14 protein-coding genes are annotated in these 12,474 nt (G+C 57.3%); 7 read left to right on the top strand and 7 right to left on the bottom strand.

What is annotated here, in order from left to right:
• Together K1Y02_20755 and K1Y02_20750 are read right to left on the bottom strand one after the other, a co-directional pair.
• Window positions 1–224: ROK family protein (locus tag K1Y02_20755; GenBank protein MBX7258805.1), on the bottom strand; the 224-nt coding region annotated here is incomplete at its 3' end.
• 147 nt (window positions 225–371) lie between these two features.
• A complete protein-coding gene (locus tag K1Y02_20750) occupies window positions 372–761 on the bottom strand; it encodes a response regulator (protein ID MBX7258804.1) in 390 nt (129 codons plus the stop codon).
• A gap of 235 nt (window positions 762–996) precedes the next feature.
• On the opposite strand from K1Y02_20750, the gene K1Y02_20745 reads away from it, so the two are divergent.
• From K1Y02_20745 to folE, 6 genes are all read left to right on the top strand, one after another.
• The gene (locus K1Y02_20745; GenBank protein MBX7258803.1) at window positions 997–3,060 is read left to right on the top strand and encodes a PDZ domain-containing protein; all 2,064 of its coding nucleotides are present in this window, start codon (window positions 997–999) and stop codon (window positions 3,058–3,060) included.
• A 3-nt stretch (window positions 3,061–3,063) separates the two neighbouring features.
• The gene (locus K1Y02_20740) at window positions 3,064–4,014 is read left to right on the top strand and encodes a serine protease (GenBank protein MBX7258802.1); all 951 of its coding nucleotides are present in this window, start codon (window positions 3,064–3,066) and stop codon (window positions 4,012–4,014) included.
• 244 nt (window positions 4,015–4,258) lie between these two features.
• The gene (locus tag K1Y02_20735) at window positions 4,259–4,936 is read left to right on the top strand and encodes an SDR family oxidoreductase (GenBank protein MBX7258801.1); all 678 of its coding nucleotides are present in this window, start codon (window positions 4,259–4,261) and stop codon (window positions 4,934–4,936) included.
• Complete coding sequence (folB, locus tag K1Y02_20730; protein MBX7258800.1) at window positions 4,929–5,303, top strand: dihydroneopterin aldolase; 375 nt, start codon at window positions 4,929–4,931, stop codon at window positions 5,301–5,303. Before K1Y02_20735 ends, folB begins: the two co-directional genes overlap by 8 nt.
• Window positions 5,296–5,829: a 2-amino-4-hydroxy-6-hydroxymethyldihydropteridine diphosphokinase gene (gene folK / locus K1Y02_20725; GenBank protein ID MBX7258799.1), complete on the top strand. Its 534-nt coding sequence runs from the start codon at window positions 5,296–5,298 to the stop codon at window positions 5,827–5,829. Before folB ends, folK begins: the two co-directional genes overlap by 8 nt.
• A complete protein-coding gene (gene folE, locus K1Y02_20720) occupies window positions 5,826–6,392 on the top strand; it encodes a GTP cyclohydrolase I FolE (GenBank protein MBX7258798.1) in 567 nt (188 codons plus the stop codon). The genes folK and folE overlap by 4 nt, the downstream gene beginning before the upstream one ends.
• Window positions 6,393–6,400: 8 nt before the next feature.
• Here the strand turns inward: folE and K1Y02_20715 are convergent, their stop codons facing one another.
• The 5 genes from K1Y02_20715 to K1Y02_20695 form a co-directional block, all read right to left on the bottom strand.
• Window positions 6,401–7,810: an FAD-dependent oxidoreductase gene (locus K1Y02_20715; protein MBX7258797.1), complete on the bottom strand. Its 1,410-nt coding sequence runs from the start codon at window positions 7,808–7,810 to the stop codon at window positions 6,401–6,403.
• Window positions 7,811–7,814: 4 nt separating this feature from the next.
• Window positions 7,815–8,375: a 2-oxoacid:acceptor oxidoreductase family protein gene (locus tag K1Y02_20710; GenBank protein ID MBX7258796.1), complete on the bottom strand. Its 561-nt coding sequence runs from the start codon at window positions 8,373–8,375 to the stop codon at window positions 7,815–7,817.
• Window positions 8,365–9,282 (bottom strand): 2-oxoacid:ferredoxin oxidoreductase subunit beta, encoded by a 918-nt coding sequence (locus K1Y02_20705; protein ID MBX7258795.1) that lies wholly within the window; start codon window positions 9,280–9,282, stop codon window positions 8,365–8,367. The genes K1Y02_20710 and K1Y02_20705 overlap by 11 nt, the downstream gene beginning before the upstream one ends.
• Window positions 9,279–10,391 carry a 2-oxoacid:acceptor oxidoreductase subunit alpha gene (locus K1Y02_20700; GenBank protein ID MBX7258794.1) on the bottom strand — a complete coding sequence of 371 codons (1,113 nt, stop codon included), beginning with the start codon at window positions 10,389–10,391 and terminating at the stop codon, window positions 9,279–9,281. The genes K1Y02_20705 and K1Y02_20700 overlap by 4 nt, the downstream gene beginning before the upstream one ends.
• 70 nt (window positions 10,392–10,461) lie before the next feature.
• Entirely contained in the window at window positions 10,462–10,761 is a 300-nt protein-coding gene (locus K1Y02_20695) for a 4Fe-4S dicluster domain-containing protein (GenBank protein MBX7258793.1), read from the bottom strand.
• Between the two features lie 223 nt (window positions 10,762–10,984).
• Here K1Y02_20695 and K1Y02_20690 point away from each other — a divergent pair.
• The coding region (locus K1Y02_20690; protein MBX7258792.1) for a hypothetical protein at window positions 10,985–12,474 on the top strand (1,490 nt) is incomplete at its 3' end.

The following is a 12,474-nucleotide window of genomic DNA, read 5'->3' as shown; positions in this document are numbered from 1 at the left end:
GGAGACCCAGGGTTCGGGTCAACCGGTCCGAACGACGCGATACCAACGCTCTTCAGCGATCCGTGAGACTTTTGCATGGCCTGAAAGAACTCAATGGACCGGCGAATACACTCATCGGGTGACGAGGTGGGGAAACGTACTTCGTCCCGTACGTCATCCGGACCCGTGCCCACCGCACAGACGAATTTCGTTCCACCCGCTTCGATTCCGCCCCACAACGACATAGATCCAACTCCTTATCGCATAGTCTCGCAGAGAATTGCCCCCCGGCATGCCCCAGTCAGATTGGAGCTTGTCCTCATACTGAGCGACCTCAGTATAGGTGATTGCGGTCGAACCAATCAGCCATCACGTGTGGCAGCAGACGCGGATCAGCCTTCCGTGTTCTGCGGATTGGCCTTCTCGCCGAGGTGTTTAATGATGAGGTCGCGAAGTTCCACGACCATATGCCGTTTGGGCAGGTGATCGGTCGCGCCCACTTTCTCCATCATTCGCTTGTCGGCGTCCATCGACGTAAGGAAGACCACCGGAAGTTCGGGAGGCACGGACGTATCATTGCGAAGCAGCTCGCAGACTTCGTAGCCGCTGTAGATGGGCATCATGATATCCAACAGGACCAGGTCAGGTTGATCCGAGAGGGTGAGTTCGTAGGCTTCTTGGCCGTTCGTTGCGCAAAGGACTTGGTGTCCCTCCGCACTGAGCGCCAGCGCCATCACGTCCAACGATGCCATGTCGTCGTCTGCCACGAGAATCTTAGCCATTTCGCCTCCCTTGTTGTCGAGCGATTATACCATCGTAAGGGTAAGGAAGTGACATTACTTGACTTGGTGATCTACTCCAACCATAATCCGGTGGAATGCGAGAGCTGCGGAACATGCGTGTGAAGGAACCTGAGGCCCAAGAAAGGGATATCCGCATCTTGGGACCGTCCAAGGTCGCCCCTTCAGGTGAACGTAGGAACTCTCCCATGAAACCATCACTCAAGAGGAACCCTCAATGAAGTCTCGGTTGTCTCTAGGAATACCGATTCTCGCTGCCGTGGCCGTAGCACTTTCCGTCCTATTGGCCGTACCGGCGGTTCACGCCCAGGATTCGAGTGCGCGTGCGGCGGTAGACGTCGCCATCGCCAAGGTTAAACCGGCTCTGGTGCGGATTGCCGTCGTGTGGACAGACTACGGCGAAGGGCGCGAACAGAAATACGAGGCATTTGGAAGCGGCGCCATCATCACGGACGACGGCCATGTCATCACGAACCATCACGTGGCCGGGCACGCAAGCCGCATCTTCTGCACCCTTGCGACCAAGGAGGTCATCGAGGCCGACTTGGTCGGTACGGACCCCTTGGGCGATATCGCCATTCTTAAGCTCAAGACCGAGAGCGGCCGTATCTTTCCGACCGCGGAATTTGGCGACTCCTCCCAGGTGCGGGTAGGTGATCTTGTCCTGGCTATGGGAAGCCCGCTTTCTCTATCACAGTCCGTAACCTCCGGTATCATCAGCAATACGGAACTGATCATGCCGAGCCGCCGCTGGGGATCGCTCACGCTCGACGGAGAGGACGTGGGTTCCTTGGTGCGCTGGATTGGCCACGATGCCGAGATTTTTCCCGGCAACTCGGGTGGCCCCTTGGTGAACATTCGCGGCCAGATCATCGGTATCAACGAAATCTCGATTGGACTGGGTGGCGCGATTCCCGGGAACCTTGCCAAGGAAATCGCCAAGCAGATTATCGCGCGTGGCAGCGTCAAGCGGGCATGGATCGGACTTGAAGTACAGCCCCAGCTACGCAGCACCACGGACCATCGTGGTGTGCTGATCCAAGGCGCTATCGCCGATTCGCCCGCGGCCCAAGCCGGGTTCCAGCCCGGAGATTTGCTTCTTCGCCTTGCGGGCAACGAGATCAATGTCCGCTTCGAGGAGCAAGTGCCTCTATTGAACCTGTTGGTATCAGAATTGCCTATCGGCACGCCCGCGGAAGCGGTCGTACTCCGGGGCAAGGAAGAGACGAAACTCACGGTCACGCCTATCGAGCGCGAGCGCGTCGACCCAACAGAAGTAGAGATTAAGGAGTGGGGGATCACGGCCCGCAATATTTCGTTTGTGAAGGCGCGCGAACTGATGCGCGACATCAAGGACGGCGTGCTGATCACGAGCGTGAGGCCGGGCGGGCCGACCGGGGATGCGAAACCCGCGGTGCGCGATGGCGATATTCTGACTGTTGTCGGCACGACGCCGCTCAAGAACGTCGACCAACTCAGAGAACTTACGGCAAAGATTGTGGAAGGCCAAACTGAGCCTGTGGCGACGCTGGTGGAGTACGAACGTCGGCAGGCCAAGATGATGACCTCCGTCAAAGTCGGTATCAAGGAGCCTCCCGCGCCCGGCCGCGAAGTTACCAAGGCGTGGCTACCTGTCAATACACAAGTCATCACGCGAGACATCGCAAATCAACTGAACAAGCCCGATCTCAAGGGTTTCCGCATCACGCAAGTGTACCCGGGCACTGTCGCTGAGACGGCGGGGCTCAAGGTTGGGGATCTAATCTACGCCGTAGATGGAGAACCGCTCGAAGCGGCGAATACACCCGACGACGAAGAAGAGTTGTCAGTGCTGATCCGTCAGTACAAGATTGGTACAACCGCCGAATTCAGCATTCTGCGGGATGGGCAAGAAGTGAAGGTCTCTGTGGAGTTGCCTGCAGCGCCGCAAGTGGAACGCGAGATGAAGACCTATGCGGACATTCAGTTTGAATTTACCGCTCGCGATATCACGTTCCTGGATAAAGTCAAGGAGAAGTGGGCTCTGGACAAGACCGGCGTGCTTGTTACAAAGGTCGAGTCTGGCGGTTGGGCCTCAGTCGGCGGGATGAACGTCGACGATTTGATTGTGTCCGTTGATGGCGTGCCTACGCCGGACATTCCGACGTTGGAAGCTCGAATGAAAGAAGTGGCGCAGAAGCGCCCTGGCTCGGTGGTGTTCTTTGTCGAGCGGGGTATCCATCGCGCGTTTGTCGAAATTGAACCCAAGTGGGATGCCGCGCCTGGCGCGGGAAAGGAGTAGACGATGCCTCGTTTAGTGTGGTCGATTCCGCTGCTGTGCGCGATGATATGTGCTGGATTTGCGATGCCAGCGGGAGCCGATGAACTTGCCGATAAGGGACGCGCCATTCTTGAAGCAAACCGCGATAACGTCGTGACGGTGCGGTTGGTCATCAAGCAGCAGTTCGCGATGCAGGGCATGTCTCAGGATAACGAGAGCAAGTCCGAGATCAGCGGCACCATCATTGACCCCTCGGGATTGACGGTCGTGGCTCTAAGCGCTCTCGATCCTTCGCAGATGCTCCAGACCATGATGGAATCCATGGGGCGCGACGATGAAGGGTTCAAGATTAGCAGCCAGGTGACGGACTTGAAGCTTCTTTTCAGAGACGGGACCGAAATCCCAGGGCAAGTGGTTCTGCGCGACAAGGATCTCGACTTGGGGTTCATTCGCCCCAAAGATAAAGTGGCACAGCCCATGAAGTTTCTGGATCTCTCCAAGAGTTCCACGCCCTCCATTCTCGATCCCGTGATCACGGTCACGCGGTTGGGTCGCGTCGCCGGCCGCGAATACGCGGTTGCCATCGAACGCGTCGAGTCGATCGTCTCGAAACCCAGAACGTTCTACGTGCCGGGTAACGATCCTACCAGCACGGGAATGGGGTCGCCCGTATTCTCTCTGGACGGGTCGGTCATCGGCTTCATGGTAGTCCGCCAGATCAAGGGTGGTGACGACGACGGTGGTGGATTCTTCGGGATGATGAACGGGGCCGGTCAGGGCAACACGATGGGTATCATCGTGACGACCGCCGATGTTGCAGAAGTCGCAAAGCAGGCGCCGGAGAAGGCGGAAGAGCCACCTGCCGAAGAGCAACCCCAGGCTGCTCCCGAGGAAGGTGAGAAGCCTTCAGATGCACCTGCCGAGCCTCCCGCGGATGCACCCAAAGAGGAACCGGCTGCATCGCCTCAAGCCTAGTGTAAAGACCTCTGGACCTTCTACGAGGCCGCGGACAGCATAGTCGAGACCGCGGCCTCGTTAGCTTTCCCTCTCGGACGTAAAGGGAATGCTTTGCGGGGTGGCAGTGTTGCCCCTCGCGTGGAAGGACTTTGTACGGACTGGTACTCGATCGGCGATAAAGGGCATATAATAGACCGTTGTGGAGACTCTAAAAGGAAAAAGCGCGCTAGTCACCGGCGCTTCCCGCCGAATCGGACGTGCCGTGTCGTTGGCATTGGGCCGCGAAGGGGTCAATGTCGCGGTGCACTACGGTGCTTCGAGGAGCGATGCAGAGTCCTTGGTCAAGGAACTGCGTGAAACCGGAGTGACCGCGAGCTGCCTTCAGGCCAATCTTGCGGAGTTGGACCAAGCCAAAGCGCTGTACGCCAAAGCGGAGTCTCTGGTTGGCCCCATATCGATTGTCGTCAACAACGCGTCGGTATTTCCGGAATCGTCGTTGGCGACATTCGAGCCCGAAGACCTCTATGCCAATGTCGATGTTCACGCTTTGGCTCCGCTTCTAATCGTACGTGAATTGAAGGCGAGTGGACGGCGTGGGAGCGTACTGAATTTTCTGGACGCCATGATTGCCGACTACGACCGAAAGCACGCCGCGTATCACCTGAGCAAGCGCATGATGTATTCGCTGACTCGAATGATGGCCATGGAATTCGCCCCGCAACTGCGCGTCAACGGAATTGCGCCAGGCCTGATACTTCCTCCGGAAGGCAAGGACGAGAGTTACCTGACGTCGCTGGCGCACAGCAATCCGCTGAACACGCACGGCAACGTCGAAGATATTGTTGAAGCCGCGTTATTTTTGTTGAAGAGCGATTTTGTTACCGGTCAAGTGATATACGTTGACGGAGGACGCAACCTGCGAGGAAACATGTATGGATAATCAAGCTCGCGACAAGATCCATATACGCGACCTCATGTGCCGCTGCATTGTCGGTATTAATGACGACGAGCGTATCAACAAGCAGGACGTCATCATCAACATCACCATGTACGTCGACCTTGATGCAGCATGTACCAGTGATCGTATAGAGGATACGGTCGACTACAAAGCGACAAAGCAGGCCATATTGGGGTTGGTCGAACAGTCGAGTTTCTTCCTTGTGGAGCGCTTGGCGCAGCGCGTGGCCGAAGTGTGTCTTGAAAATTCCAAAGTGGAAGCGGTGACCGTGGCCATCGACAAACCGGGCGCGCTGCGCTTTGCGCGAAGTGTTGCCGTCGAGATCCACCGGGAGCGGAAGCGTGGATAAGCCGAATAAACGTACAGAAGCTATCGTATCCGTCGGGTCGAATATTGAACCTGAACTGAACATCCCTCAAGCGATGACGCTTCTCCGTGACTTCGTGGATCTGGAAGCAGTCTCCACCTTCTATCGCACCGCGCCATTGGGCCGCCCGGAACAGCCCGCCTTCCTCAACGGGGTCTGCCTCTTGGAAACGGAAGGCTCGCCCCGATGGCTAAAGTTCGAAGTATTGCGCCATATCGAATCCGAATTGGGCCGAGAACGAACGACTGACAAATTTGCCCCACGCTCCATCGACCTCGATATCGCCCTGTTCGGCGAAGAAATCGTGCAGGAGCCCGGTCTGCGCGTTCCCGATCCCGACATCCGCGAGCGTCCGTTTCTGGCCCTTCCCATTTACGAATTGCGTCCTGAGACTGTCCTTCCGGACACGGGAGAAGCACTGGCCGATATTGTGGCCGTTCTGCCTGAGACCGGCATGGTAGCCGATACACGGTTCACCGATTTGTTGAGAGCGAGGTTGTTGCTATGAATATCAAACGTGTTGAAGAACTGATCCGCGAACTTCTCGTTGAAATTGGCGAAGACCCCGATCGAGAAGGACTTCGAAAGACGCCTCAGCGAGTGGCGTTGGCCTACAAGGATCTCACGGCGGGATATCGCGAGAGTCTGCGAAAGACGATCAACGACGCCGTATTCGAATCGCCCGCGAACAACATGATCATCTCGCGCGACATCGAACTCTATAGCCTCTGCGAACACCACATTCTGCCGTTCTTCGGATACTGTCATATCGGCTACATCGCGCGGAAGAAGGTACTCGGGTTAAGTAAACTCTCCAGAATCGTCGACTACCACGCCAGACGGCTGCAGATTCAGGAGCGACTCACTGCTGAAATCGCGCGGACCATCATGGACGTAACCAAAGCCGAGGGCGTTGGGGTGGTTCTCGAATGCCGGCACATGTGCATGATGATGCGTGGCGTGGAGAAGCAGAACTCGATCATGACGACTTCTTCAGTGCTGGGAAGCTTTCACGACGAGGAGGCAACCCGCATGGAATTCTTGAATCTAATTGGGCGCCGTCTGCCGTAAGATCGCGACTATTGGCGCTCCTGTGATTGCACGCCCATGATCTGGGACAGGAATCCTTCCACGCGTTGGCGCAATTCCTCCTCGGTAAGCCAGCGTCCGTTGATCATGACGCCGCTGTGCTGCACCGTGCCCAGCAGTTCTTCCTGATCGAAGACCGAACGCTCGACGTGGCGCATCGCGCACACGGCAGCGGATTTGCTCTCCGCAATGCTGTCACGGATGTCCTTGGGACGCGATACGCATCCCGCCACGTAGACGCCTAGACGCGTCGTGGCATTGGGGCCCCAATCGCGATTGCCTTGCTTAACGAATCCGTCCACATCAAGTTCGATTCCAAGTGCCTCTGCGGTCTTGGGCAACGAATCCGGAGGCAGAACGGGTGTCGTGAACACCACGAGATCGAAGTCTTGCGCGGCGCTCATCAGGTCTCCGGTCAACTTATAGCGTACGCGAAACGTGCCGTCGTCACTAGGACTGATTCGCTCCAGTTCGCCGTCAGCGAGAGTTACTTTTCGATGTGCAACGCGCATCCAGAAATCGCGAAACGACTCTCCGCGGGACGTCACCTTGGGATGCAGCACGGTTATCGCGTTCACGCCTTGCTGCGTCAATCGATCGCACTGCGCCGCGGCGCACGAGGTCGAAAAGGGAGACGCGTCGGTCATAACGAAGAGCACTCTATCGGGAGAACCGTTGTTGGAAGGCTTTTCCGCAAAACCGCCGGTTGGCCCGCCTGGCGTGATGAGGCGCTCAAGCTCCATCGATGTGAGAATATCGGGATGCGTTCCATACCCGTGCCGCTGCAATGGTTCCGGTTCCCCCATGCGAAAGCCGGAGGCGAGAATAACCGCGCTGACCGTGCGCGTCAGCTTCTCTTCGAGAGGCATGCTGAATTGGATGGCGTGGTCTTCACACGCTTCGGCGCAACGCGCGCACGGCAGGTAATTCGGCGGCTTGTTCAAACAACTATTGAGATCGATGACATAATTGGACGGATAGGCCTCGAAGAAAGGCGTGTAGATTGCCTTCCGATGACTCAGACCCGAGTAGAACTGATTCGGGACTACCACGGGACAGACCGCATGACACCGGTTGCATCGCGTGCACTTGTCGTTAACCATGCGGGCTCTCTTGGTCAACGACACTTCAAAAGCCCCGGGCTCTCCCAGCACACGATCGACGTGCGTAAGAGTCAAAACTTCAATCTTGGGGTTCTTGGCCACTTCATCAACGCGCGGAAGTTCCGTGGCATGCGCGAAATCGAAAGTCTCCGATTTGTCGGCGAGCCGGGCAGCCATCACGCCGCCAATAACCGGTTCCTGATCGACAAGCACCACGTGTACCCCGTTCTTGGCGAGGTCCAGCGCGGCGCGCAGGCCGGCCATGCCTGCTCCAATTACCAGCACAGCCCGATCCATGGCACTAAGCTCCCTTTTCCGCCAAGGCAAAACCCGCATCGAACGCGCGCAGATTCAAATCGATCGTCTTGGGCTTTACCGTATCGCGAATGGCGGCCTCCGCCGCCTCACGTGAAACAACGCCTGTGAGCCCCACCAGAAAGCCCAGCGTGATTACATTGGCCACGACTTTCCTGCCGAGGTCTTCTGCCATCTTTGTTGCTCGAATCGGGTAGTATCGACCAATGGATTCGTGCGGATGCACAAGATCGGACTCGAGAATCAGCGTACCTTCGGGCTTAAGCGTAGGACGAAACCTCACATAGGCCTCTTGAAAGAGCGTCACCAGAATGTCCGCTCGGGACACGAGCGGGTAATCGATCGGATCATCTGCAACCACTACATCCGCGCACGAAGCCCCGCCGCGAGCTTCTGGTCCGTAGGACTGCGTGAATACCGCACACTTGCCGTCGTGCAAGGCCGCCGCCTTGCCCAGAAGCAGCCCAGCTAGCACCACGCCCTGGCCACCGTATCCGCTGATGCGGACCTCAGTGACGCTCTTGCAAGGCTTCCCGTTATTTCCCATTCGGTTCCTCTTTGATTTGCGTCGCCTTCACCATAGCCCACGCTTCCGCGGGCCGCGTCTCTGGCACGGGACCTGAGATGATCGGGCGGAATGACGGACGGTCGATGTCAACAAAGTCTCCGACGATGATGGGGCTGTCGGCATGCGTCAAATCGATGTCGATATCGTGCAAATGCGGCTCATTACGCACTTCGCAACGTCGAAGGTAATTCTGCATCTCCATAAGACCGTCTCCGATATCGTTCGGACGGCCAAAACCCGTCGGACACGGCGAAAGGATTTCGATAAACCGGAACCCCTCTTTCTGCATGCCGCGCAAGATCGAATTGCGGAGTTGGCGCACATGCAGGACCGTCCAACGCGCCACGTAAGACGCGCCTACAGCATGCGCAAGGTGGGGGAGATTGAACGGACGTTCCCAACATCCAAACGGAGTTGTGCTGGAAAGGGCACTGAGGGGCGTGGTTGGACCGGCTTGGCCGCCCGTCATACCGTAATTGAAGTTGTTTATGCACAGTACCAGCAGAGAGACGCTGCGGCGCGCGGCATGGATGAAATGGTTCCCGCCGATCGACGTCAGGTCTCCATCACCGCTGATGACCGTAACGTGCAATTCAGGGTTATAGACCGCAATGCCCAATGCAAACGGCACACTACGTCCGTGTGTCGTGTGATACGAATCAACGTTGACGTAACCCGCCGCGCGCCCGCTGCATCCGATCCCCGAAACACACACGTGACGATTAACCGGAATGCCGGAGGCGGCAACAGCATCCACGTAACAGTGAATCACCGAGCCGATCCCGCACCCCGGACATAGAATATGGGGAAGCCTCTCCGCGCGCATAAGCTGGTCGGAGGGATGGGCATTGACATGAACTTCCTTCTGAACAGCGGCAACACTCATCCGACAATTCCCTCCACAATGATCTCGGGGGTAATCATGGCGCCGCCAGCACGGTTAATTCGCAGCACCGGTAAAGCGGTCAATCGCTCGACCTCTCTACAAATCTGTCCCAAGTTGATTTCAGGCACGACAAACTTCTTTACGTTTCCCAATTGCAGTAAGCGACGCACACGGTTCTCCGGGAATGGCCAGAGCGTGACCGGGCGAAGCAAACCGGCTTTAATTCCGTCTGCACGCGCCAATGCCACAGCGCGGCGCGCTGAGCGCGCCGTACAACCGAATGCAACTACAACGGTATCGGCATCGTCGACCATAATTTCTTCATACCGAAGAATCTCGTCAGCGTTGAGTCTGACTTTGTCGACAAGGCGGCGAACCAACTTCTCATGCGCCGCGGCATTCAAGAGCGGGTACCCGCGTTCGTCGTGCGTCAGGCCCGTCATGTGGACTTTGTACCCTTCGCCCGCATGGGCCATTGGAGGGACAAGACCTTCGGTTAGTCCGTAAGGCAAAAACGGCGCTTCGCCGGGCGCGGTCTCGGGGCGCGGGCGTCCCATGCGCGGCAAATCCGCTTCATCTGGTATCACGACGCGTTCGGTCATATGGCCGACAATCTCGTCCATCATGACGAAGGTGGGGATTCGGTACCGGTTCGCCGTATTGAAGGCCGCTATCGTCAGGTCGAAGCACTCTTGGGGAGAGCAAGGCGCATATGCAGCGATTCCATAGTCGCCGTGGGATCCCCAACGCACCTGCAAGACATCCGCTTGTCCAACGGACGTGGGCAATCCGGTCGAGGGGGAGGCTCTCATGACGTCAACGATGACAACCGGCACCTCCATCATTGCGGCCAGTCCGATGTTCTCCATCATGAGGCTAAAGCCCGGCCCAGACGTGGCCGTCATCGAGCGCGCCCCTGCCGCCGAAGCGCCAATAATTGCTGCGATGCTGGCGATTTCGTCTTCCATCTGCACGAACTTGCTGCCCACTCGTGGAAGGCGGTCCGCCAGATGTTCCATAACCTCTGTGGAGGGCGTGATTGGGTAACCCGCGTAGAAATCGAGACCTGCCGCCAAGGCGCCTTCCGCGCAGGCGTGGTCTCCCACCATGAAGTGCTCTCCTGTGAGCACTCGCCGGCTTTCTATGTCTGACTCGCTTTTGAGGGTAGGTGTGGTTTTGCTAGGCACTATTGTCTCCGAGGATCGCGGGCGTGGCTTCAATCTCGCGCGTAAATATGGCCAACTCTGGGCACACCAAATCGCAGAACCGGCAGTGAATGCATTCGGCTTCTTTGCCTTTCGCTACTACCGGGAAGTGATAGCCTTTTTCGTTGATTTCCTCGGAATAATCCAGGACGTGCTTGGGGCAGAACTCAATGCAGAATTTGCACCCTTTGCAGCGGTTGGGAATGACATAGACCTGCCCATGCGATACATGAGCATATGCCAAATCAATGGGCGCACGTTGAGGGGCGCTCATAGGATGGGGACGCCTCCAAAAACTACCAACCACTTGGACCTAGGACAGCACATACAGCCTTGTGCTGAAAGGAGTATACAGCATTAACCGCAGTTTGGCTAGTCCCTTTTACTGGACTTAAAGTTGACCGTGCGTCAAGACTGCCTTCCGTGCTAGGATGGCCCCGCGTGTTGTGTAGATGCAGCGCGTAATGCTTGAGGGGGGACCGATGGAGATTATGCCCATGCAAACTGCAATTCCTAGACTTTCGATCGGACGAACGCGCGCCCGGCTGCTCGCCCTGTATCCGCTTGTCATGATGACTGTGGTAGTGGCAGCGATTGCCGCCGATGACACACCTGCACCAACCGACATGAGTCCTGCGGTGATCGCGCCGGACCTACCGATGGGGATCCCAGTCCGCGGTGACTTGGACGAGTACGGCGGTTGGACGGGGCTGAAGGGTCAAAAGACAGGGTTCTTCCACGTGGAGGAATTGGGGGGACGTAAGTGGTTCGTCACTCCGGAAGGAAACGCTTTCTACTGGCTACAGTTGGGTTGGACAGACCGTCCCGAAGACATCCCGCGCCTGAAATCCTGGGGCTTCAATTCCGGCGAAAAGTCGTGTGGCCTGCCGTATGAAGTAAACGTGAACTTCTTCCGCATGGACGGCCTGCCGGAACTGCCGGTTGGACGCATGGCTGGCCTTCCACCTTGGGTGTCGTTCCCAGACGTATTCGCTCCTGAGTGGCCGAAGATGTGCGAAGAGCAGGCTAAGCGCGTACTGGGACCCATCAAGGATGATCCGAAGCTCCTCGGATACTTCATGGTGAATGAGATTTCGATGGACGGCTGGTATGAAGCGGTTACGCACACCGCCAAGGACGCACCCGCCCGCGCGGCTTTCATCGAAATCGCACGCACTTACTATGCCGGCAAGCCCGATGCCTTGGCGCAAGACTGGAAGGCATTCAACGTTACCAAGATTGAAGACTTGATGAACGTCGAAGGCGATGCGCCCTCTATCCCCGGTTTGAAAGACGTGTGGATTGCCGCAGTCGCAGAACGTGGTTTCGGCATCGCGGCCAAGGCAGCACGCGCCGTCGATCCGAACCATATGAATTTGGGTACGCGAATGATCAACGCGCCATTGCCACACCCTGCAATTCTCAAGGCATTGGGCACGTATTGCGACGTAATCAGCATGAACCTCTACAACATGCTCCCGGATCGAGTGCTGACGCAGGTTTTCACCATCCTTCCAGCAATTGCCGCCGCAACGGGCCGTCCGACAATCACCACGGAAGTGTCGTTCCGAGGTGGAGATACGCTGCATCCCAATACGATGGGCGCATTGCCGACGGTAAAGACTCAGGCCGAACGTGCCGTCGGGTATCTTTCCTACGTGTCGGCAGTCGCATCGATCCCGACGCACTTGGGCGTGTCGTGGTACAAGTACCCCGATGACGATCTGAAGAAGGAGTGGGAAGGCTACGCCGAAGACTGCAACTTCGGCGTCATCGATCCCCAGCGGCGTCCCTACGCCGTGTTGACCGAGACCATGCGTGCAACGAACTCGGTCATCTATGAGTTGGCCGCTGACCCGGTGAAGAATCCCAAGTGTTCCCTGTTCTGGCGCACGGAATTGCTCCGGTGGGATCTTGCGCTCGACGCAAAATTGCTCGGACGCATGGCACGTTCGGACGCGCCATTCAACGACCCGTTGGCGCAGTT

The organism is Candidatus Hydrogenedentota bacterium (genome assembly GCA_019695095.1).
Lineage (GTDB): Bacteria > Hydrogenedentota > Hydrogenedentia > Hydrogenedentales > SLHB01 > JAIBAQ01.
The sequence above is the reverse complement of the archived record's forward strand: the minus strand, read 5'-3'. Positions and strand labels throughout refer to the sequence as shown.